The sequence below is a fragment of the Erythrobacter mangrovi genome (assembly GCF_013260645.1).
Lineage (GTDB): Bacteria > Pseudomonadota > Alphaproteobacteria > Sphingomonadales > Sphingomonadaceae > Qipengyuania > Qipengyuania mangrovi.
The window spans coordinates 1,570,160-1,591,922 of the sequence record NZ_CP053921.1 but is presented as its reverse complement, the minus strand read 5'-3'; the positions used below and the strand labels follow the sequence as shown (position 1 = coordinate 1,591,922).

At 62.2% G+C, this 21,763-nt stretch carries 17 protein-coding genes; 4 read left to right on the top strand and 13 right to left on the bottom strand.

Features of this window, described 5'->3' with window-relative positions; genetic code table 11:
* Positions 1 to 52: 52 nt before the first annotated feature.
* A complete protein-coding gene (locus tag HQR01_RS08205) occupies positions 53 to 1,159 on the bottom strand; it encodes an ABC transporter substrate-binding protein (RefSeq protein WP_173214164.1) in 1,107 nt (368 codons plus the stop codon).
* A gap of 145 nt (positions 1,160 to 1,304) precedes the next feature.
* On the opposite strand from HQR01_RS08205, the gene HQR01_RS08200 reads away from it, so the two are divergent.
* Positions 1,305 to 2,201: a LysR family transcriptional regulator gene (locus tag HQR01_RS08200; RefSeq protein ID WP_173214162.1), complete on the top strand. Its 897-nt coding sequence runs from the start codon at positions 1,305 to 1,307 to the stop codon at positions 2,199 to 2,201.
* 13 nt (positions 2,202 to 2,214) lie between these two features.
* Here HQR01_RS08200 and HQR01_RS08195 read toward each other — a convergent pair whose 3' ends face one another.
* The 6 genes from HQR01_RS08195 to HQR01_RS08170 all read right to left on the bottom strand — a co-directional run bounded on the left by HQR01_RS08195 (position 2,215) and on the right by HQR01_RS08170 (position 8,948).
* Entirely contained in the window at positions 2,215 to 2,724 is a 510-nt protein-coding gene (locus tag HQR01_RS08195; protein WP_234030088.1) for a YybH family protein, read from the bottom strand.
* Between the two features lie 97 nt (positions 2,725 to 2,821).
* Positions 2,822 to 4,222 (bottom strand): glutamine synthetase family protein, encoded by a 1,401-nt coding sequence (locus HQR01_RS08190; RefSeq protein WP_234030087.1) that lies wholly within the window; start codon positions 4,220 to 4,222, stop codon positions 2,822 to 2,824.
* Positions 4,219 to 5,565 (bottom strand): aspartate aminotransferase family protein, encoded by a 1,347-nt coding sequence (locus HQR01_RS08185; RefSeq protein ID WP_173214161.1) that lies wholly within the window; start codon positions 5,563 to 5,565, stop codon positions 4,219 to 4,221. Before HQR01_RS08185 ends, HQR01_RS08190 begins: the two co-directional genes overlap by 4 nt.
* Complete coding sequence (locus HQR01_RS08180; protein WP_234030086.1) at positions 5,562 to 6,833, bottom strand: NAD(P)/FAD-dependent oxidoreductase; 1,272 nt, start codon at positions 6,831 to 6,833, stop codon at positions 5,562 to 5,564. Before HQR01_RS08180 ends, HQR01_RS08185 begins: the two co-directional genes overlap by 4 nt.
* 1 nt (position 6,834) lies before the next feature.
* Positions 6,835 to 8,184 (bottom strand): glutamine synthetase family protein, encoded by a 1,350-nt coding sequence (locus tag HQR01_RS08175; protein ID WP_173214157.1) that lies wholly within the window; start codon positions 8,182 to 8,184, stop codon positions 6,835 to 6,837.
* Between the two features lie 59 nt (positions 8,185 to 8,243).
* Positions 8,244 to 8,948 (bottom strand): TorF family putative porin, encoded by a 705-nt coding sequence (locus tag HQR01_RS08170; protein ID WP_173214155.1) that lies wholly within the window; start codon positions 8,946 to 8,948, stop codon positions 8,244 to 8,246.
* 235 nt (positions 8,949 to 9,183) lie between these two features.
* Here HQR01_RS08170 and HQR01_RS08165 point away from each other — a divergent pair, with 235 nt between their 5' ends.
* The gene (locus HQR01_RS08165; RefSeq protein WP_173214153.1) at positions 9,184 to 10,497 is read left to right on the top strand and encodes an aspartate aminotransferase family protein; all 1,314 of its coding nucleotides are present in this window, start codon (positions 9,184 to 9,186) and stop codon (positions 10,495 to 10,497) included.
* Here HQR01_RS08165 and HQR01_RS08160 read toward each other — a convergent pair.
* From HQR01_RS08160 to HQR01_RS08135, 6 genes are all read right to left on the bottom strand, one after another.
* The gene (locus tag HQR01_RS08160) at positions 10,494 to 11,420 is read right to left on the bottom strand and encodes a sulfotransferase domain-containing protein (RefSeq protein ID WP_173214151.1); all 927 of its coding nucleotides are present in this window, start codon (positions 11,418 to 11,420) and stop codon (positions 10,494 to 10,496) included. The genes HQR01_RS08165 and HQR01_RS08160 overlap by 4 nt on opposite strands.
* Before the next feature lie 163 nt (positions 11,421 to 11,583).
* Positions 11,584 to 13,533 carry an acetate--CoA ligase gene (gene acs / locus HQR01_RS08155; RefSeq protein ID WP_173214149.1) on the bottom strand — a complete coding sequence of 650 codons (1,950 nt, stop codon included), beginning with the start codon at positions 13,531 to 13,533 and terminating at the stop codon, positions 11,584 to 11,586.
* Positions 13,534 to 13,755: 222 nt separating this feature from the next.
* Positions 13,756 to 14,916, bottom strand: a complete 1,161-nt coding sequence (locus HQR01_RS08150) for an efflux RND transporter periplasmic adaptor subunit (RefSeq protein WP_234030085.1) — start codon at positions 14,914 to 14,916, stop codon at positions 13,756 to 13,758.
* Positions 14,913 to 17,276: an ABC transporter permease gene (locus HQR01_RS08145; protein WP_173214147.1), complete on the bottom strand. Its 2,364-nt coding sequence runs from the start codon at positions 17,274 to 17,276 to the stop codon at positions 14,913 to 14,915. The genes HQR01_RS08150 and HQR01_RS08145 overlap by 4 nt, the downstream gene beginning before the upstream one ends.
* Positions 17,273 to 17,977, bottom strand: a complete 705-nt coding sequence (locus HQR01_RS08140; RefSeq protein ID WP_173214146.1) for an ABC transporter ATP-binding protein — start codon at positions 17,975 to 17,977, stop codon at positions 17,273 to 17,275. The genes HQR01_RS08145 and HQR01_RS08140 overlap by 4 nt, the downstream gene beginning before the upstream one ends.
* 141 nt (positions 17,978 to 18,118) lie before the next feature.
* Positions 18,119 to 19,279 carry a L,D-transpeptidase family protein gene (locus tag HQR01_RS08135; RefSeq protein ID WP_173214144.1) on the bottom strand — a complete coding sequence of 387 codons (1,161 nt, stop codon included), beginning with the start codon at positions 19,277 to 19,279 and terminating at the stop codon, positions 18,119 to 18,121.
* A gap of 97 nt (positions 19,280 to 19,376) precedes the next feature.
* On the opposite strand from HQR01_RS08135, the gene HQR01_RS08130 reads away from it, so the two are divergent.
* Positions 19,377 to 20,012 carry a murein L,D-transpeptidase catalytic domain family protein gene (locus HQR01_RS08130; RefSeq protein ID WP_173214142.1) on the top strand — a complete coding sequence of 212 codons (636 nt, stop codon included), beginning with the start codon at positions 19,377 to 19,379 and terminating at the stop codon, positions 20,010 to 20,012.
* 361 nt (positions 20,013 to 20,373) lie between these two features.
* Positions 20,374 to 21,711 carry an erythromycin esterase family protein gene (locus HQR01_RS08125; RefSeq protein ID WP_173214140.1) on the top strand — a complete coding sequence of 446 codons (1,338 nt, stop codon included), beginning with the start codon at positions 20,374 to 20,376 and terminating at the stop codon, positions 21,709 to 21,711.
* Positions 21,712 to 21,763 lie beyond the last annotated feature (52 nt).

The window sequence follows — 21,763 nt, the reverse complement described above, 5'->3', positions numbered from 1 at the left end:
CGGGTGCCGGACGTGTCCCAACTTAACCTACTATTTGTCTACGATCGTCCGATCAGGACGCGCGCACCCGCGTGAAAGCCTCTTCGTAAAGCGGCTGCAGCTCGGGATTGAACTTGGCGTATTCGCACTTTGCCAACACGTCGGCGGGCGGGAAGATGACCGGATTGCTCTTGTAATCGTCGGGCATCAGCGCCTTCGCGGCGGCATTCGGCGTGGGATAGAGGATCGTCTCGGTGATCTTCTTATCGACCTCGGCGTCCATGATGTAGTTGATGAAGGCATGCGCATTCTTCGGATGCGGTGCGCCCTTGGGGATGCACAGCGTATCTGAATTGAGCTGGCTGCCTTCCTTCGGAATGACGAAGTCGATGTCATCGTCTTCGACCATCGCCTGCGCAATATCGCCGTTATACTCGAGAACCAGGTCGACATCGCCCTTGAGCAGCAGGTCCTGGCCGTCATCCTCGTGGAACTTCTGGATGTTCGGCTTCTGCTTGATCATCATCGCTTCGATGGTCTTGATGTCGGCAGGTGTCAGCTCATTGACCGACTTGCCCAGGTACTTGCCGTAGAGGCGGAACATGTCGCCCGCTTCCGAAAGCACCGCGATGCGGCCCTTGTATTCGTCGGAATCGAACAGGACCTTCCAGCTATCGGGAACCGACTTCACCTTCGACTTGCGATAGCCGATCCCCAGCGTCAGCCAGGTGTAGGGCATCGAGTACTTGCGGCCGGGGTCGTAGTCGACGTCGATAAAGGCGGGGTCGATGTTCTTCATGTTGGGGAGCAGCGAGTGATCGAGCTCCATCAGCATATCGGCCTGGACCATGCGCTCGACAAAGTCATTCGACGGGACGATCACGTCGTAGCCTGGGTTGCCCGCACGGAACTTGGCGAACAGCACGTCATTGCTGTCGAACAGGTCCATCTTCACCGCGATGCCGCTGGCTTCCTTGAAGTCGTCCAGCGTGGTTTCACCGATGTAGGTGTCCCAGTTGTAGAAATTGAGTGCGCCTTCTTCACCGGTCGAGGCGGTTTCGGCCGATTCCTTGGTGCAACCACCGAGTCCGGTGACGGTAATACCGATTGCGGCGACGCCCATGCCCTGCAACAGCGAACGGCGGCCAATGCGGTGTCCGTTCAGGTCGAATTTGGTCATAAAGATCCCCCAGGCTTCAAACTGCGAAGACAAAGCGGTGGCGATTCCACCGCTTCGAGTCCTCTTCTCTCATGAGGCTCATCAAGCACTAGCCTCGCCCGCTTAGCTAGCCTATAATTCATACCGGGAGCCATCGGAAAAATCGATGAACATAACTTTCCGCCAGATTCGTTACTTCATCGCCGTGGCCGAAGCCCGCTCCGTTTCCGCCGGGTCGACAGCGGTCGGGATCTCGCAATCTGCAGTAACCGACGCGATCCGAACGCTTGAAATGGAAACCGGGGTCAAGCTGTTCTACCGCCACCCCAAGGGGGTCACACTGACCCGCGAAGGGCACAAGTTCCTGCGCCATGCGCGCTCGATCATCAATGCGGTGGCCGACCTGGCCGATGGGGTCGGGCATGACCAGGTTACCGCCACCGGTACGGTCAAGATCGGCGTAACCCCGGTGGTGACGGGATATTTCCTCTCCGACATCCTCTCGCGCTTCCGCCGCATGTTCCCGCAGGTCACCGTGCAACTGGTGGAAGACAAGCGCGATTACATCGAACATCTCCTCGTCAATGGAGAACTCGATCTCGGCATCCTGATCGTCTCCAACCTGGTACAGAAGGCGGCGATCGATTTCGAAGTCCTGCTGCGGTCCGATTGCCGCGCATGGATGGCACCCTGGCATCCGCTATCCGAAGTCGATGCGCTCAGCCTGGCCGATCTCGAGAACGAGCCGGTCGTCACGCTCTCGCTCGACGAGATGGACGGGTTGGTGGAAAGCATCTGGTCGAAGTTCGACCACCCGCCCCACGTGTCCTACCGCACCAGCTCGATGGAGGGGGTGCGCAGCCTCGTCGGGACCGGGGCAGGCATCACGATCCTGCCGCAGCTGGTCTATCGCCCCTGGAGTCTCGATGGCGACCGCATCATCGCCAAGCGCCCACGCGAGGATCTGCCGACGGTCGACATCGGCATCGCCTGGCGCCGCCTGACCCACCACAGCGAACCCGCGATGCTGTTCATGGAAACGGTCCACGAACAGCGGCGGTGAGGGCTAAAACAGGCTAGCCGCCGCCAGCAGGAAGGTCGCTGTTGATGATGTCCGCGGCGGCTTTCCAGTCGCCATCGACCTTCCGCCAGACGACCACATATTTGCCGGTGTCGATCTGCTCCGTACCCTCCGGCGCGACCACCAAACGGTACGTCCCCCGATCGAGCGCCATGTCGCCCGAAGACGCAACGATGATCTGCTCCGGGGCGAAGGTGAGATCGAAGCCGGGGGCGCCCATCATCGCAGCCCAATTCTGCTCGATCGCCGCTCGTCCTTTGCCGATAGGTGCGTTGGGCGGCATGAAGGCGCCGTCTTCCGCATACATTTGCGCAATTGCGGCCGCATCCTTGGCTTTGATCAGGTCCAGCCATTGGGCGATCTTTACCCGGATGGCTGCTTCTTCGGCAGCGGGGTCAGCACTTGCAGCGACTTCGGGCGATGTCCCGTCAGCAGCCTCTTTCCCTGTATCGCATGATGAGATTAGCAACGCGGCCGCAACAAGCGGCATCAGGCGGATCGTCATGGCATCCCTCCCACAGGGCGTGATAGCCGCAAATTATCACGGACTCGCACGCATTGGTAGACTGCCAGTCGCTGCGTGGAACTCAGCCATTACTCGCTCACGCGTTGTGCATGTACCAGGCGTAGTCGAGCTCGGTCACCTCGGCCATGAATCGGGCCATCTCGACTTCCTTCACCGTGGTGTAATGCGTGACGAACCGGTCACCCAGGTAATCGCGCATCCGGGCCGAGTTCTTGAACGCCTCGATCGCCGCCGCCCAGTGGTTGGGGAGGCGATAGTCTTCGGGTGCCTGTTCGTAGCCGTTGCCGACGATCGCCGAGCCGGGATCGACTGTGTTGGTCATGCCGTAATGCATCCCCGCCAGCACCGTCGCCACCGCGAGATAGGGGTTGGCATCGGCGCCGCAGATACGGTGTTCGACATGGCGTGAGGCAGGCGAGCCGGCCGGCACGCGCAGACTTACGGTGCGGTTGTTCACCCCCCAGGTCGGCGCCACCGGGGCATAGGAATTGGCCTTGAACCGGCGGTACGAGTTTGCGTTGGGCGCGAAGATCGCCATCGATTCCCCCAGCCATTCCTTCATCCCGCCGATCGCATGGCGCAGCAGCGGAGAACCCTCGGGATCCTCGCTGGCGAAGGCGTTGTTGCCATCCCCATCGGCCATCGACACGTGCAGGTGCATGCCGCTGCCCGCCTGTTCGGCGAAGGGCTTGGCCATGAAGCTGGCGATCATGCCGTGCTGCGCGGCGACGCCCTTGACCAGGCGCTTGTACATCACAGCATCATCAGTCGCGCGCAGCGCGTCGGGCTTGTGCCGCAGGGTCAGTTCGAACTGGCCCGGCGCATATTCGCTGATGCCCGATTCCAGCGGAATATCCTGCGCATCGCAGGCGGCGTAGAGGTCGTCGAAGAAGGGCTTGAAGTCCTCCATCTCGCGCAGCGAATAGACCTCATTGGCCCAGGGTTGCTCGCCGCTATTGAGGCCGCGGGCGATCATCGGTCGGCCGCTACCGTCCTGTTCGAGCAAGAAGAACTCCAGCTCGACCGCCACCACTGGGGTCAACCCATCCGCGACCAGCCGGTCGACCACACGCCCCAGCACGTGACGCGGATCGAGATCGCTGGGCGTGTGGTCCAGTTCGTAGAAGCTGGTGGTGAACTGCCCTGCCCCGTCGCCCAGCCACGGCGCGCGCACCAGCGTACCGGGCACCGGCAGGCAATAGCGGTCGGCATCGCCATCTTCCCAGACCAGGCCGGTTTCCTCGGTATCGCGGCCTGTAATATCGATCACCAGCACCGATCCGGGGAGGAACCGCCCGCTCTCATACACCGCCAGCACTTCGTGTTGCCGCAAGCGCTTGCCGCGCGGCACGCCCGAAAGGTTGGTGAAGATGATGTCGACCGCGTCGATATCGGGATTGGCATCGAAGAAGGCCCGAGCTTCCTCGATAGTAGCGATTGCGCTCGAACTCTTGGGCATCTTTGTTTCCTGCGTCATGGGACGAGAACCCCCAGGCACTCGTCGAGCGTTTCCGCCAATCGCGCGACTTGTGCGTCGGTCGTGGCGGGGCTGACAAGCATCATGTTGTGAAAGGGCGCGATCAGCACGCCCCGGTTGATGAAAAACAGGTGGATCGCATGCTCGAGCGCGCCCTGCATCGAGGCGCGTGCCTCAGTGCCATTGCGCGGCGCCCGGTCGGCACAGATGAATTCCGCACGCGCACCGACATGGACCACCGGCCAGGGCAGTCCGTGACTGGCGATGACCCGTTCGAGCGTCGCAGCGAGCCGATCGGCCAGCGGCAGCATGTGGTCATAGGCGGCCGGCGTCATGACCTCGGTGAGGTTGGCACGCATCGCGGCGAGCGCCAGCGCATTGGCCGACAGCGTGGTGCCGATCCCCGAATGCCCCTTCTCGCCCTCTTCGCGCAGCTGCTCCATCCGCTGGGCCACCTCCGCGCTGAAGCCGAAGACCGCGCAGGGCACCCCGCCCGCAACCGGCTTGCCGACCACGAAGATGTCCGGCTTGGGCCCATAGGTCATCGAATGCCCGCCATAGCCGGACGAAATCGTGTGCGTCTCGTCGAAGACGAGCAGCGTTCCATGGCGGCTGGTCAGCTCACGCATCGCTTCGAGGTAACCGGGATCGGGCAGGACCATGCCGACATTGGTCAGCGCTGGTTCGGTCAACACCGCGGCGACATCTCCCGAAGCCAGCGCTTCCTCGAGCGCGGCAAGATCGTTGAACTCGATCACCCGCGTGTGTTCGCGCACGTCGTAGACTTGTCCAACCAGCGACTTGCGCAGTTCGGGCACGCCATCGCGCAGGTCGACGAAGACGTCGTCGACCGCGCCGTGATAGCAACCATTGAACACCAGGATCTTGTCACGCCCGGTAATGCCGCGGCACCAGCGGATCACGGCGCGATTGGCCTCGCTCGCGGTCGATGTCACCTGCCAGAATGGCAGGCCGAACCGCTTGGCCAATTCGTCCGCCACGATCGGGGCGTCTTCGGTTGCGAGCATGTAGGTAAGCCCGCGCGATGCCTGTTCGGCGATAGCCCGGGCGACCGGCGGCGGCGAATGGCCGAACATCGAGCCGGTATCGCCAAGGCAAAAGTCTTCGTAGCAATGGCCGTCGACGTCCCACAGCCGAGCCCCTTCGGCCCGCTCGGCGAACAGCGGAAACGGCGTGCCCCAATCGAGCATCCAGTGGAACGGCACGCCGCGATGCCAGTGGCGCGCGGCCTCGGCCCCCAACGCGCGCGATTTCGGGTTGGCCGCTTCGAACCGCGCCTTCTCGCGCTCCAGCATGGCGGCAATGGCACTGTCCGCGATCATAGCCTGTCCCTCAGCGCATACCACAGCATGCCCAGCACATAGAGCGGGTGGCGCAGCAGCGGCCCGCCGGGGAATCCCGGCTTGGGCAGGCTGGCCATCAGGTCGAAGCGTTCGGCGGTACCGCGCAATGCCTCGACCACCAGCTCGCCCGCCAACGTGGTCAGCAGCACGCCGTGTCCCGAATACCCCTGCGCATAGAAGCTGTTCCCGATCCGCCCGAACTGCGGCAGGCGGTTCAGCGTGACGCCTATCGCCCCGCCCCAGCCATAGTCGATCTCGATCCCGCGCAGTTGCGGGAAGACCTGTTCGATATGTGGGCGAACGAAGTCCGCGATGCTCGCGGGCGGGCGCGGTGAATACTTCTCGCCACCGCCGAACAGCAGGCGGTTGTCGGCGGTCAGGCGGTAGTAATTGAGCACAAAGCGGCTCTCCGCGATCGAGGCATTGGAGGGGATCAGTGCCCTCGCCTCTTCTTCCCCGAGCACGCGCGTGGCGACGTTGTAGTTGACCACCGGCATCATCATCCGCCGCATCGATGCCTCGACCGAACCGACTTCGGTGTCGCAAGCCAGGATGCCGTGACGCGCGGTGACTACCCCATCGGGGGTGGTCACACGGACCGGAGAACCATGCTCCATTGCGAGTGCCGGGGTTTCCTCGAAGATCCTCACCCCGGCCGCCTCTGCCGCTTCCGCCAGCCCAAGCGCGTAGTTGAGCGGGTGCAGGTGCCCTCCCAGCGCATCGAACATGCCGCCGTGATAGGCCTTGCTGGCAACGAACTGCGGCACATCCGCCTTCTCGACCACACGCGCGGCTTCGTAGCCGACGAGGCGATGCAGCAGGTCGACTTCCTTCCGCACATCGTCGAGGTGCCCCGGCTTTGACGCCGCATGAAAGTGACCGTCACGCAGGTCGCAGGCGATGGCGTGTTTCGCGATCCGGTTCCGCACGCTCGCCGTGGCCTGCAGGCCAAGTTCGACCAGCCGCCGCCCTTCCCCCTCGCCGAACTTCTCGACCAGGTCGGTTGCGGCCCAGCGCATGCCCGGGATCATCTGCCCACCATTGCGCCCCGACGCGGCCCAGGCGATGCGCTTCGCTTCGACCAGCACTACCGAGAACCCGGCTTCCGCGGCCGACAAGGCCGCCGAGAGGCCGGTGAAGCCGCCGCCCACCACCACGACATCCGCATTGACGGCGCCGCGCAAGGCGGCGTGCCGACCGAAGGGGTTCGCGGTCGCCGCGTAGTAAGAGGCCGGATAGTCCGTCACGTCAGACGCGCAGGAGCAGGTGCTCACGCTCCCACGAGCTGATCACGGACTGGTAGGCGTAGAGTTCGGTTTCCTTGATCGCGTAGAAGACCTCGAAGAAGTCCTCTCCCAGGTACTGCCGCACCTGCTTGCACTTGCTGAACCGGTCCAGCCCGCCTTCGAGCGTGCGCGGCAGGGTCCGTGCCCGATTATAGGCATTGCCGCTGACGCTCTTGGGTGGCTGCATCCTTTCGACCATCCCGACGTAGCCGCAGATGAGCGAAGCCGCGATCGCGAGATATGGATTCGAATCCGCACCGGGCAGACGGTTCTCGATCCGTCGGTTTCTCGGGTCCGAGATCGGGATACGCAGGCCGCACGAACGGTTGTCACTGCCCCACTGGACGTTGATCGGCGCGGCATTGTCGGGGCGCATGCGCCGGAACGAATTGACGTTCGGCGCGAACATCGGGGTGATCTGCGGCAAGAGCCGTACAAGCCCCGCGATGTGGCTGCGAAACAAGGCACTGTCGCGGCCGTTCTGGGTCGTGAAGACGTTACGCCCGGTCTCCATGTCGAGAATGGACTGGTGGATGTGCATGGCACTGCCCGGCTGGTCGGACATCGGCTTCGCGAGAAAGGTGCCGTAGACGCCGTGTTCCAACGCCACCTGGCGCACGATGCGCTTGAACAGCAATACCTGGTCGGCCAACGCCAGCGGATCGCCATGCACGAAATTGACCTCGAGCTGGGCCGCGCCCGCTTCGTGGATCATCGTGTCGATATTGAGCTCGGCCTTCTCGCAGAAATCATAGATATGTTCGATGATGTCTTCGAACTCGCCCAGCGCTTCGAGGCCGAATGGCTGGCTGGCCGTCTCGGGGCGACCCGAACGCCCCGCGGGCGGGACCAGCGGAAAGTCGGAATCGAGATTCTTCGAGACGAGGTAGAATTCGACCTCGGGCGCGATAACCGGCTGCCACCCGCGCTTCTCATAGAGCCCCAGCACCTTCTTCAGGATCGCACGCGGGGCGATTTCAACCAGGTCGTTCTTGCCGGTGTAGGCATCGGCGATGACATAGGCCGTCGGCGTCTGGAATCCCGGCGCTTCGCGCAGGGTTGCAGGGTCCGGCACCAGGGTCATGTCCGGGTCGTAAGGCAGGACGATATGATCGATATCGTCGGGATACTCGCCCGTCACGGTGACGGAGAAAATGCTGATCGGGATTCGCAGTGTACGGTCCGTCAGCGATTTGAGAAACTTGTTGGCGGGCAAGACCTTGCCACGCTGAATCCCGTTCATGTCGGGAACAATGCATTCGACTTCGCTGATTCCGCGTTCGCTGATCCAGCTTGCGATATCGGTACTCATAAAGGTCCTGTCTGGACCGGCCCGGACACCCCGCGGGGTTCGTCCGGGCCGGCTCCGGGTTAGAAGGCGAAGGCCAGGCTCGCGACCACCGTGGCATCGCCAAGCGACGTATAGGCACGCGCCGTATCGACGTAATCGAGCGTCGCGGTCAGCCCGCCGCCAAGGTCGTAGCTCGCCCCCAGCAGCCAGTCGCGCTTGGAATCGGCGAAAGCACCGTCTTCGAGGCCGAACTGACCGTGCAGCGATAGCGGGGTATCGCCGATCGGCAGGTCGCCGTTGATGTAGACGTAGGTATTGTCCTGGTTACCGATGTTGTCCTGGCTGGGTGCGTAAGCGACCCCGACAGTCACAGTAGCGGGACCAACCGTCGTACCCGCCGAAGCGAGAAACTCGATATAATTGAACTCGCTATTGCTCGGGTAAAGGTAATAGACAGCGCCGAAATCGAACGAAACAGCCCCTACTTCAGGTGCGAAGCCTGCATAGAGATCCAGTTCGACGTCGTCCGCGCCATCGTTGATCGCGACGTTGGATGCCCAGACCCCGGCGTAGAAGCCCGATTCGTGCGCAACGGAAACTTCAGCGGTGACTTCCGGGTCCTTGCTGGACAGCGAAATGCCGCGGAAACGATAATCGGAAAGGACACCGATCTCGGCGTCGATTTCCCAGGCTCCAGTGCTTTCCTCTCCCTCATCGTCCTGCGCCCAGGCAGCGGTCGACGCGAACATCAGCGGCAGTGCCAGTACGGACACAATCCTGCGCATATGTTTTCCTCCTCATGCAGGGAATGTCATTTGGGCAGGTCGGTCTTCGTAGCCGAATTGGCGACCCCCGCTTCCCCTGACCATGCAATAGGCCAAATTTCCGAGAAAGCGACAATGCGATAAATCGGAGTGATTGCTATCGGTTTTTCCGATGCAGAGTTGCAACAGAATCCTTCTGGCTCGCGATTCCGCGTCCCGGTATCGCAATCCTTACAGTTGAATCACGAGCCGAGCCATGCGCGAACCCAACGATCTTTCAGCCTTCTGGATGCCCTTTACCGACAATCGCGGGTTCAAGGCGCATCCGCGCATGTTCGTTGCTGCCAAGGACATGCACTATACCTCGGCAAGTGGCCACCAGGTGCTCGATGCGACTGGCGGGCTATGGTGCGTCAACGCCGGTCACTCGCGCGACAGCATCGTCAAGGCGGTCCAGGCCAGCGCGGCGACGCTCGATTTCGCTCCGACCTTCCAGCTGGCCCACCCGCTGGCCTTCGAAGCGGCGTCCAAGCTGTCGATGATCATGCCCGAAGGCCTCGACCGGATCTTCTTCGCGAATTCGGGCTCCGAAGCGGTCGACAGCGCACTCAAGATCGCCCTCGCCTACCAGCGCGCACGCGGACAGGGCAGCCGCACCCGGCTGATCGGGCGCGAACGCGGCTATCACGGCGTCGGCTTCGGCGGCATCTCGGTCGGCGGCATTGTCGGCAACCGTCGCCAGTTCGGCACGCTGCTGGCGGGCGTCGACCATCTTCGCCATACTCACGACCTCACGCGCAACGCCTTTTCACGCGGAATGCCCGCCCATGGCGCCGAACTGGCCGACGATCTCGAGCGGATCGTTGCGCTTCATGGGGCGGACACCATCGCCGCGGTGATCGTTGAGCCTGTTGCGGGTTCGACCGGCGTGCTCGTGCCGCCCGTCGGCTATCTCCGGCGCCTGCGCGAGATCTGCGACCGCCACGATATCCTGCTGATCTTTGACGAGGTCATCACCGCTTTCGGCCGCGTCGGCAAGGCGACTGCTGCCGAACGTTTCGGCGTTACCCCGGATATCATCACCATGGCCAAGGGACTGACCAACGCCGCCGTTCCGATGGGCGCGGTCGCGGTGCGACGCGAGGTGCACGACACGGTGATCGACAATGCCGCGCCGGGGATCGAACTGTTCCACGGCTATACCTACAGCGCGCATCCGCTCGCCGCGACTGCGGCCATCGCGACGCTCGATCTCTACCGAGAAGAGGGACTGTTCGAACGCGCCATCGAGCTAGAGGATTACTGGGCCGACGCGGTGCATTCGCTCAGGGGCACGAAACACGTGATCGATTGCCGCAATGTCGGCCTGATCGGCGGGATCGAGCTAGAACCGCGTCCGGGCGCCCCCACGAAGCGCGCGATGGAAATCTTCCACCGCGCCTTCGATGAAGGCCTGCTCATCCGCGTGACTGGCGACATCATCGCTCTGTCGCCGCCACTGATCCTGACCAAGGCGCACATCGACGAAATCTTTGGCATACTGGCCAAGCTGATCGCGTCGGTCGACTAGGTCAGCGCGCTGGCCCCATTCTCGAGCCAGGCGGCATAGTCCGCCGGTAGCTTGGCCATCGCCTCGTCATACAGCGCGAGATCTTCACCATCGAGAACGCCGACCCAGCGCTTGTTGGTGCCCTTGTTGATGAAAGTATCGCCGCCGCCCTTGAAGGCGAAAGCGATGCCTTCACCGACCACTTTCGATGGGTCCTTTTTCACCTCCTCGAAGGTGCAGCGCCGGACGACATCTGGCCACAGTTCTTCGGGAATCTCGATACCAAGATAGTCCGCGATGCCGCGCATCTCGCTATCGAGGTCCGCGCGTAAATCGTTGTAATGGACCAGGCGGATATTCGGCAGATCGCGGTGATCCCAGAAAGTCTGCGCATAGCTGAGGTGCGACCAGTAGGGGTAACCGTCGCTTTCCCAGTCGAACCAGCCCCGCGTGATCCAATCCCGCCAGATCGCCTTGATATCGCCGGAGAAGTGCGGGAATTCGTCACCCACGCGACCGGGCACGCCATTCATGCCCATATAGAGCTCTGGTGTGTGATTGCCCCAGTGGTTGAGCAGCGACATGAACACGTCGCGCGGATCGCGCGAAACGCAGAGATATTTCGCCTCCGTATAGTAGGGTAGTCCATCGAGCGGCGTATGCGTCTTGATGTAGCGGCGATGCTGCTGCGCCTCGAGCTGCCCCAGGACGAGTTCCAGAGGGAACATGCGGAAATCGAGCCAGGGCGAGAGCTCGGTAATCGCTCCGGGCACATTGCCATCGGGGAACAGCATGTTGCCGACGATCGTCTGCATCAGTGTCGTCCCCGCCTTGTAGGACGTGGCAATGATGATGTCGTCCGGGCGTGGCGTGAACCAATTCCAGCGCGTCGAATCGAGATGGTGATTTTGGTATACCCGCGTACGCCGCGGCAGGTTGCTCATCGGTATTTCCCTCCTTGTGCAACCCGGATGGTCAGTGGGCCGATCTTCCGCCGACCTTTCGCTCAGCGCAGGTTTGGCGGGGTTTTGCCAAAAGGCAAGCACGGCGGAGCGTGCGTCGCCTTGGTCAATCGAGCATTTCCCGCAATACTGCCAAAAAGCCGCGTCAGCGGTTTTGGCGCCCCTCGATCAGTGTTTCGACCACACTTGGGTCGGCAAGCGTCGAGGTATCGCCAAGAGAGCCGAAGTCATTCTCAGCAATCTTGCGGAGGATACGGCGCATGATCTTGCCCGATCGCGTCTTGGGCAGTGCGGGCGTGAAATGCAGGTGATCGGGCGTAGCAATGGGGCCGATCTCCTTGCGCACCCATTGACGCAGTTCGCCGGCCAGCTCCTCTGAAGGCTCCTCGCCAACCTTGAGGGTGACATAGCAATAGATGCCTTGCCCCTTGATATCGTGTGGGTAGCCGACCACCGCCGCTTCGCTGACATAGGCGTGGAGCACCAGCGCGCTTTCCACCTCCGCCGTGCCCATACGGTGGCCCGAGACGTTGATGACGTCGTCCACGCGGCCTGTAATCCAGTAATAACCGTCGGCATCGCGACGACATCCATCGCCCGTGAAATACTTGCCGGCATAGGTGCTGAAATAGGTCTGGATGAACCGATCGTGGTCGCCATAGACCGTACGCGCCTGGCCCGGCCAGCTGCGGGTGATGCACAGATTGCCTGCTGCCGCACCTTCAAGGACATCGCCGTCATTGTCGACCAGCTGCGGGCAGATGCCGAAGAACGGCAGCCCGGCGCTGCCCGGCTTCATGTCGTGCGCGCCGGGCAGTGTCGTGATCATCACCCCGCCCGTCTCGGTCTGCCACCAGGTATCGATAACGGGAACGGCACCCGCCCCGACATGCTCGTGATACCAACGCCAGGCCTCGGGATTGATCGGTTCTCCGACCGATCCGATCAGGCGCAGCGAAGACAGGTCATGCTTGGCCACGTGCGCCTCACCCTCGCGCATCAGCGCGCGGATCGCGGTCGGCGCCGTATAGAAGATGTTGACCTTGTGCTTTTCGCAAGCGGCCCAGAAGCGATCGTGATCCGGGTAATTCGGGACGCCTTCGAACATCAATGCGGTCGCGCCATTCTGCAGCGGGCCATAAACGATGTAGCTGTGTCCCGTGACCCACCCGATATCGGCGGTGCACCAGAAGACTTCCCCCGGGCGATAATCGAAGACATAGCGGAAGGTCGTCTCGGTCCACACCGCATAGCCGCCGGTGGTATGCAGCACGCCCTTTGGGCTCCCTGTCGAACCCGAGGTATAAAGGATGAAGAGCGGGTCTTCGGCGTCCATCGGTTCGCACGGGCACTCGTCATCAACGCCTTGCGACACTTCGTGATACCAGTGGTCGCGCCCTTCCCGCATGGCGATCTCGCCACCCGTATGCCGAACGACCAGCACTGCCTTGACCGAAACCTTCTCCAGAGCTTCGTCGACATTGGCCTTGAGCGGGACGATCTTCGATCCCCGCAACCCCTGATCGGCGGTGACGATCCAGTCGCTCTCGCAATCCTCGACGCGTCCAGCGATTGCGTCGGGCGAGAAGCCGCCAAAGATTACCGAATGGATCGCCCCGATCCGCGCGCAGGCGAGCATGGCGAAGACCCCCTCGGGAATCATCGGCATGTAGATCGTGACCCGGTCACCCTTCTTCGCCCCGAGCTTCTTCAGCGTGTTCGCCATGCGGATCACTTCGGTCTGAAGCTGGGCATAGGTGATGTGACGGCCTTCGGCATCGGGACTGTCCGGCTCGAAGATCAGGGCGACGCGATCGCCGTGCCCGGCGGCTACGTGACGATCGACGGCGTTATGGCAGATGTTGAGTTTCCCGTCTTCGAACCACCTGATGTCGACCGGGTCATAGTTCCAACCGGCAATCTTGGTCGGTCGCTTGATCCAGTCGAGACGGTCCGCCTGGGCGGCCCAGAACCGATCGGGATCGGCAAGGCTTTCCGCATACATGCTGTCGTACTGCGCAGCCGTGCAGTTCGTACCTACGGAGGCGCTGGCCGGTTTGCGAACCCACTCGTCATCATGCGCAGTATTGCTCATCCCGGGTACTCCTGCCTCTCCGCTATCTACTCTAGCCGGGCGCAACTCTGTCACCCGCCCTTGGGACTTTATTCCGGAGGTCTGACCGCGCTGCAACCGTGCATTCGATACAATTTTTCAGCGCTTACATACCGCCTCTATGGCGATACTGCCCATGACAGCACTATGTCACCCGATAGTCGGGGCGGACGCATCCATCCGCGCAATCAATCGAGAGCCACTTCAGTCCCTTGCCTCGACGCGGACGCCGCCAGCCAGTTGGCCACCCGGATTGAGAATGACGTCCTCCCCCTCGCGAAGCCCCTTCAGGACTTCGGCATATTCGTCGTTGATGTGACCCAGTCTCACCGATCTCTCGGCAGTTCGGCCTCGCTCGATCACGAACACGCGCCAGCCACCGTCGCCACCCCGGAACAATGCCCCGATAGGGACCCGCAGGGCCTTGTCGTCGCTCCACAGGATGAATGTCGCGTCGACCTGATAGCCGTGTCCGAGGCGCGCAAGCGCATCTGCCTGCTTCGGCTCAAAGCCGACGATCACGTTGACGCGTTGCTCCTCGATACCGAGTGCCGAAATCTTCAAGCGGCCAAACGGCTCGACCTGCTTCACCCGCCCGGCAATTGTCGCATCGCCGCCCCATTGCGTGATTGACACTCGGTCACCGACGCTCACACGGGCGGCTTCGCGTGAGATCAGGTCAACCACGACTTCGATCTCCTGCGGGTCGCCAATGGTCACCAGCGGCGTTCCCTGTGCGATCACGCCCTCGCTCTCGGTAATCACCGACATGACGGACCCGCTAGCCGGGGCACGAACGGCGATCGGGCTGCCGATCCCGGCGCCTTTGGGCTGCGCCAACAGCGCTTCGAGGCGTCGCACTTCCCCGCGCGCCTGATCCGCCTGCGCCCGGCCATTGGCGACGCGGGTGCGAGCAGCTTCCAACTGGGCGCGGGACAGGAACTCCTGCTTGGCCAGCTCTTCTGCACGGGCAAGATCTCGCTGTGCCTGCTCCAACGATGCCTGCGCCCCGCCCAAGGTCGCGCGCGCGGATGTCAGCGCGGCGCGCAGTTCGCGTTCGCTGCGCTGGTCGAGCGGAGTCGACGGTACCCCGGTCATGCGTGTGATCAACGCGCCACGGGCAACCGGGTCGCCCGCCTCAAGTTCGATCCTGGCGAGATACCCCGACACGGGAGCGGACACGATGTAGTACTCCTCCGCGCGCGTCACACCATCATCAGTTATGCCAACGGTCATTGGGCCGCGTGACACTGTTCCGGAGTCGACTGGCACTTTCTCGGGCCAAAAGGCGAAGGCCAGGCCCGCCGCCAGCAGCAGCACAATGAGCAGGGCCCAGCGCCAGCGTGTGATCAAGGAGCCAATCATTCCTGAGCCTTCAATACCCGTACCATGTCCAGCGCAAACACGCGCCTCGCAACCACCAGCGCCGTGTGTGAGGCCGCCGCCATGACCACCAGACTGGCAAAGCCGTAGGTGGCGCGCGATGGCGCGAATGGCAGGCGAAACAGGTCAGAACTGAACATAGCGGTCATGAATTGTGCCAACCAATAACCAAGGATGCACCCTACGGGAACCGCGGCGACCACCAGCAAGGCAAGCTCACCCAGCATCACGATACCCACTTCCGAGCGGAAGTAGCCCAGGACACGCAAGGTCGCGAGTTCGTGGGCGCGTTCGGAAAACAGGATGCGGGCGCTGTTGTAGACGACGCCAACCGCGATCGCCGACGCAAAGACGATGTAGAAGGCCAGCATCGTATTGATGTTCTCGTCGATCAGTTCCTCGAACCGCTGCATCGAAGCATCGCGTTCGTTCACCCCAAGGACCAGCGGCATGTTCTTGAGTTCGGTCAGGATCCTTTCGCGTGACGCGGGATCGACCCGCAACAATGCCGCGCCCACCGGTGATGCATCGCGCGTCAGCCGATCGAGAACGCCCTGCGTCGCGTAGGCCCGTTCACCGACGAACTCATCGACTATGCCCGCGACAGGCATTTCCAGCTGGGTCTGTCGCCCCCCCAGCAGCTCGACATGTACTCGATCCCCCGCCTCGACTTGCAGCTTGTCGGCCAGGCGACGGCTGAGCATCAGGCCCGCCGGAGGCAAGCCCAACTCGTTCCCGCTGCTGTCGATCCGGGCAGACAACACGGCGGTATCGCCAGTGCTTTCAATCGCCGCGCGTTCCATCCGATTGGCATAGCTAAGCTTGACCGGGACGCCGCGCATGGGCTCGACCCGGAGTACGCCGGGCAACTGCTCCAGCTCGTAAAGCACATCCTCGTTGCGCGGCTCCGTGAAGGTCACCGTCATATCCTGTCGCTGGGCCCGAAAGAAAAACGAATCCAGCATCGCGCGACTTGAATCGAGGAACTGCAAGGTCGCAAAGAGCAAGGCGAGCGAGAGAGAGACCCCGAGCACCGTGATCGCGGAGCGCCATGGCCATCGGGCGATATGGCGGGCGATCATGTGTCCAATCGTCGTGAAGCCGGCCCAGGCACCAAACCGTTCAAGCATACCCGAGCGGTAGACGGGCGGCGGTGGTGGCGACATCGCCACGGCCGGGTTCAACCGGGCGGCAGTGCGCATGCCGGCCATGGCCCCGAGACTAGCGGCCCCGAAAGAGAGCGCTGCGGCACCAAGGAACACGCTTCCAGAGATACGGTATTCGAGGAACGGGAAGCGGAAGAACTGGAGATAGATCTCGGTCATCGCCCGGCCCATCCAGATGCCTCCCAGAGCGCCGCCAAGTGTCGCCAAGCCTGCAACCGCCAGCGAGAACTTCAGGTAATGCGAGGCTATGGCCCAATCCGAATATCCGAAGGCCTTGATCAACCCGATCTGGGTTCTCTCTGTTCGGATCAACCGCCCCAGCACGATGTAAACGAGGAAGGTGGAGACAACCAGGAAGACAGGCGGAATAACGCGGGTCATCGCATCAAGCTGCATCAGCTCGTTGTCGACGAAGGCATTGGAAACATGGTCCTTGCGGCCATAGGCACCCGCGCCACCATAGGGAGCAACTACGTCGTCGACCTTGCGGATCACTTCGGCTTCGGATGACCCGTGTTGCAAGGTCAGGGAAAGCGCGTTGATCGCCTCTTTCCGATCCGTTGCCGCCTCCAGCGCCTTCTCCCCCATCCAGAATATGCCGAAGCGGGTCTCGTCCGGCACGATATCGCCCGGTGCCAACGCGTAGATGAAGTCCGGCGCAAGGCCGATGCCAACGATCCGCAGGGGTTGCCGGCTACCATAGATCAGGGCCGATACCTCGTCGCCGATGGTCAGCGCATTCGCCTTTGCGAAGGCCTCGTCGACGACGGCTTCCTGCGGCGCTCCCGCTCGCGGCAGGCGTCCCTCGCGCAGGGTGATCAGGTTGAGACGATTGTAGCCATGTTCGTCGATCGAGTTGATCAGCGCACGCACCGGAATGACGCGTCCCGGCATGTCGAGCGAGGCATATTGCTGGATCCGGCCCTCAACCCGCTGGACGCCATCGATGGCGGCAACCCGGTCGATGATGGTGCGCGGAGCGCGCGTCATCTCGACGAAAACATCGGCAAACTGGTTGCGTGCGTAATAGGCATCGCGGGTTTCCGCCAGCGACCGGCTGACCCCCATGGAGAGCACGAAAGTCGACGTCGCGGCGGCCAGTACTAGCGCGATGGCCAGTGCCTGCCCTCGCATGCGCCACAGGTCGCGTATCAACTTGAGGTCCAGCGCCCTCACCAGTTGATCGCCGTGGCCGCAATCGGGTTTTCATTCACTTCGACCCGGGCGATGCGCCCGTCGAGGAAATGCAGCACGCGGTCGGCCATGGCCGCGATCCCCACATTGTGGGTGATGATAACCACGGTAGTGCCAAGCTCGCGATTGGCCACCGCCAGCGTCTCCAGCACGCGCACGCCGGTCTTGCTGTCCAAGGCGCCGGTAGGCTCGTCGCACAGCAAGACGCCTGGCTGCTTGGCAACGGCCCGCGCAACGGCGACGCGTTGCTGTTCCCCGCCCGAAAGCTGCGCCGGATAATGGTCCGCACGGTCGGTCAATCCCACCAAGCCGAGCGCCTCCATGGCATCCATGGGATTGTCGGCAATGTCGGTAACCAGCTCTATGTTCTCTTTGGCGGTCAGGCTGGGGATCAGGTTGTAGAACTGAAAAATGAACCCGATGTTCGACCGGCGGAAGCGGGTCAGCTGACGATCGTCGAGTGCAACCAGGTCCGTGTCGCCATAATAGAGTTCGCCGGCTGTCGGCCGATCAAGGCCACCCACGATGTTGAGCAAGGTCGACTTGCCGCTGCCTGATGGGCCAAGCAGAACCAGCAGCTCCCCCGCCGGGATCTCGAGGTCCGCTCCGCGAAGGGCGTGAACCTCGGTTTCTCCCGTCTGGTAGATCTTGCTCAGGCCGGTTCCATGAAAGGCCAGCTCCACCGACTATCGCCCTCCCTGCTTGTCCATCCTGCGATGTACACAACAATGATGGCATGGCCTTTGACCTGGGACAAAGCTCTTTTGGAAATGAGCAACTTGGGGGCGGTCAAGCGAGCCCGGATTCACCCCATTGAGCCGATCTCACCCCGTCGCTTGCATGGCACAGCCCGCACTCGCGAGACGTTGCTCATCGCTATAGTCGGCGGACAGGGTCCTGACGCGGCCGTCCCTCCGGTAAATGTCGTCAAGAATATCGATCCCGCCCTGACCGTTCTCCACTGCGGTGAAATAGGTGATGTAGAGCGGCAGGGGTTTTGCGAGATTGAGTTGCGTCGTCTCGCCCGCGGCTACGATCTGATCGATTTCCTCTCGCGTCCGGACCCCTTCCAGCAAGGTTGCGGCATAGCCGATGGCATCCCCGGTACGGATGCAACCATGGCTGAAGGCGCGGACTTCCTTTTCAAACAGGTCTTTGTTGGGCGTATCATGCATGAACACCGAATAGGGATTCGGCATGACCAGCTTCATTTGTCCCAAGGCATTGTTCGGACCGGGCTTCTGGCGATAGCGCCCGTCGCTCCAGACATAACCACGCTGCTTCGCCAATGCCGGATTGCGCCTTACCAGCGCCCCGACGCTTTCCCTGACGATGCTTGCCGGAATCTCCCACCAGGGGTTGAGAATTACGCCGGTAATGGTGGCATCAAAGACTGGCGTGGGTGTCGAGGTCTTGCCCACGATGATTCGCCAGGTACCGGCTTGTTCACCTGCCCGCCACAGCCTGGCCTCGAAGCGGGCGGTGTTTACGAGAACATAGTCCTGCCCAAGCGATCTCGGCAGCCAGCGCCAACGTTCCATATTGCGCGCGATGACCGTCCGACGCTGTCCATCCGTCTCCGTGGCATAGGCTGCCCGCAGGGCGGAATACTCAGGATGCACGGGTCGCTGGATGGCGAAAAACGTATCGAGCGAGCCATTGGACAGGGCATTGTCGAGCATCGGCCCAAGGGCGATTTCGTCATCGGTATCGCGAATGCCCCAACCGCGACGCTCCCCATCGCCGGCCCTGCCCTTGAGGTGCATTTTGGCTAGCCGCAGGGCAATTTGCCGCGCCTGCTGCGAAATTTCATCGGCATCACCGCGCACCAAGGCCCGGTCTAGCGCGTTCGTGTCAGGCTCCGGCAGGGCGTCCAAGCGTGCCGCGGCAACCCACTGTTTCAACTTCGAAACGTCGGCTGAGGACCATGCCTGCTGGGTATCCTGTGCCGCCACGGGCGACCATGCCGCCGCAATGGCTGCCACTGCAATTGCCGCTCTTCGGATACTGCGCATCTTGTTCCTGACCTTGCCTCTTGCGTTTTCGAACCCACATTTCGCACTGTTACCAAGGGATCGCATCATGACAATCACTAGACGCCTGTTCATCGGCGGGGGGATATGCATAGGCGCCGGTTTCGCGGCACCCAGCGCCGCCATCACCAACCCTCCGGTCATTCCACCAATCCCGCAACCTCCAGTTGCCGCGACGAAACTGCCCCTGCCGGTTTCGCAAGCATTGGAAGCGCTCTCCAAGCACAATGCTCGCATAATCCATCGCGATCGCATTGCGGTTGCAGACTACGCGTTGCACTCGGCCGAAGCCCGCTTCTACCTCGTGAATGTCGAAGCTGGTCAGATCGAGGCCGACTATCTCGTTTCGCATGGCAGGGGCTCGGACCCGGCCAATACCGGCTATGTCGAGCGCTTCTCCAACCGGCCCGGATCGTACGCTTCCTCATCGGGGAGCTTCCTCACTGCGGACACTTATTACGGCAAGCACGGCCGCTCCCGGCGCCTGCACGGCCTTGATCCCGAGAACAACCGAGCCTGGGATCGCGCAATCGTGATCCATGGTGCCGACTATGTCGACCGCTCCATGGCGGAGCTGCAGGGACGCGTCGGACGGAGTCTCGGCTGCTTCGCGTTCGAGCAGGACAAGATCAGCGAAATTCTCGAACGACTGGGGCCAGGTCGTCTGTTGTTCTCCACCAAGTAAGCGAGAGCGCAGGCCAGTTTACTGCTTGCGCATACCTCAGCGCTGACTCCATAGCATGCCCGCGAAGGAGTGCAGTTTGCTCGACGGGTGAGGAATGGCTTGCCGCCCAGCCCGCTGGCTCTGCTGCGAGTGAGCGGAAATGCCAATGGTCTGGATCCAGATCCGGTGACTGCGGCTGCTCAGGATCACCTCCGGCTTCCCGCGTGCGGCATCAACGACTTTTGTCCTAGCGCAAAGACATCCCTCGCGATTGGTGTATGTTAGATTAGGTTATTCCGGCCGCGTTTGAGGCGGGTCCAAGCATGGCGCTTTCTTGTGCTGATCGCTTACCTCGCTGGCGACCATCGCTGGAGGCAAGCCAATGTCACTGCACCAACCTTTGGCGAAGATCCTCGCGGACCTGCCCGCGACGCTGCGAGCGCATGCAGAAGTGTTGCCAAGCCCCGACGGACCGCATTTCGCTGAGAGCTTTGATCGTTTTGCCGATGCCCGCATCGTGCTGCTTGGTGAAGCGACCCACGGCACGCATGAATTCTATCAGGCGCGCGCGCAAATAACCAAGCGGCTCATAAAGCAGCACGGTTTCAACATCATCGCCGTCGAGGGCGATTGGCCTGATTTGGCTCGCATCGACGACTACGTGCGTCACGGCGCGCCCCGCCCTCGTAGCGGAGAACCCTTCACGCGTTTCCCGACCTGGATGTGGCGCAATGAGGAAGTTCTCGCCTTCGCCGACTGGCTACGTGGCCACAATGCCGGTCTTCCAGAAGCGGAACGCACGAGCATCCGGGGCCTGGACGTCTACAGCCTTCGAGAATCGATACACGCCGTCCTTGCCTACCTGGACGCAAACTGCCCCGAAGAAGCGAAGGACGCCCGTCGCCGTTATGGCTGCCTCACCCCATGGCAGGACGAGCCCCAGCACTATGGCAGTGCTGTTGTGCACGGAGGACTGGCCAAGTGCGAAGAGCCCGCGGTGGCGCAGTTGGGCGAGCTGCTATCGCGGCGGATGCAACTCATCAGTCACAGTGCTGGCTGCGATGGCGAAGCATTCTTCGACGCGGAACAGAACGCGCGGATCGTGCGGGCGGCTGAGCGCTACTATCGTTCGATGTATCGCGGAGCAGTGGAGAGCTGGAACCTGCGCGATCGGCACATGTTCGATACGCTCCAGCGACTGATGGCACATACGCGTGAGGCGCGCGCCGTCGTCTGGGCACACAATTCTCACGTCGGCAATGCGTCCGCCACGGCAATGGGATGGCGTGGCGAATTCAACATCGGTGAGCTCGTCCAACATGCTTATGGCGACGACGCTGTGCTCATCGGCTTCGGCACCGACAGGGGGACCGTTGCTGCAGCCGCCAATTGGGGCGACGCCATGGAAGTGATGCAGGTTCGCCCGGCACGTGATGACAGCTGGGAAGGCATGTTTCGCAAGACCGGTCTTGCCCGCTCGCTGACCGACTGGCGAGGCGGCAAGAGCAAGGACCTCACAGACGCCCTGTCACATGCATTGTTGGAACGCGCAATCGGCGTCGTCTATCGGCCCCAAACCGAGCTCACGAGCCACTATTTTGAATCGGTGCTCGCCGATCAGTTCGATGCATGGGTCTGGTTCGAGGAGAGTCGCGCAGTCACTCCGCTCGGACCTGAGCGACCGCATGGCGCGCCCGAAACTTGGCCGTTCGGACTGTGAGCATGCCCCGGCCTCCTCTAGGTTGCCGCGAAGCGATCCTCGCCGGGAGAGG

Bases quoted from the DNA above. Each gene is read 5' to 3' on its own strand.
- HQR01_RS08195 (WP_234030088.1), bottom strand. From the start codon at position 2,724: ATGACGATCCGCCTGATGCCGCTTGTTGCGGCCGCGTTGCTAATCTCA.
- HQR01_RS08190 (WP_234030087.1), bottom strand. From the start codon at position 4,222: ATGACGCAGGAAACAAAGATGCCCAAGAGTTCGAGCGCAATCGCTACT.
- HQR01_RS08205 (WP_173214164.1), bottom strand. From the start codon at position 1,159: ATGACCAAATTCGACCTGAACGGACACCGCATTGGCCGCCGTTCGCTG.
- HQR01_RS08170 (WP_173214155.1), bottom strand. From the start codon at position 8,948: ATGCGCAGGATTGTGTCCGTACTGGCACTGCCGCTGATGTTCGCGTCG.
- HQR01_RS08160 (WP_173214151.1), bottom strand. From the start codon at position 11,420: ATGAGCAACCTGCCGCGGCGTACGCGGGTATACCAAAATCACCATCTC.
- HQR01_RS08165 (WP_173214153.1), top strand. From the start codon at position 9,184: ATGCGCGAACCCAACGATCTTTCAGCCTTCTGGATGCCCTTTACCGAC.
- HQR01_RS08125 (WP_173214140.1), top strand. From the start codon at position 20,374: ATGTCACTGCACCAACCTTTGGCGAAGATCCTCGCGGACCTGCCCGCG.
- HQR01_RS08185 (WP_173214161.1), bottom strand. From the start codon at position 5,565: ATGATCGCGGACAGTGCCATTGCCGCCATGCTGGAGCGCGAGAAGGCG.
- HQR01_RS08200 (WP_173214162.1), top strand. From the start codon at position 1,305: ATGAACATAACTTTCCGCCAGATTCGTTACTTCATCGCCGTGGCCGAA.
- HQR01_RS08175 (WP_173214157.1), bottom strand. From the start codon at position 8,184: ATGAGTACCGATATCGCAAGCTGGATCAGCGAACGCGGAATCAGCGAA.
- HQR01_RS08150 (WP_234030085.1), bottom strand. From the start codon at position 14,916: ATGATTGGCTCCTTGATCACACGCTGGCGCTGGGCCCTGCTCATTGTG.
- acs (WP_173214149.1), bottom strand. From the start codon at position 13,533: ATGAGCAATACTGCGCATGATGACGAGTGGGTTCGCAAACCGGCCAGC.
- HQR01_RS08130 (WP_173214142.1), top strand. From the start codon at position 19,377: ATGACAATCACTAGACGCCTGTTCATCGGCGGGGGGATATGCATAGGC.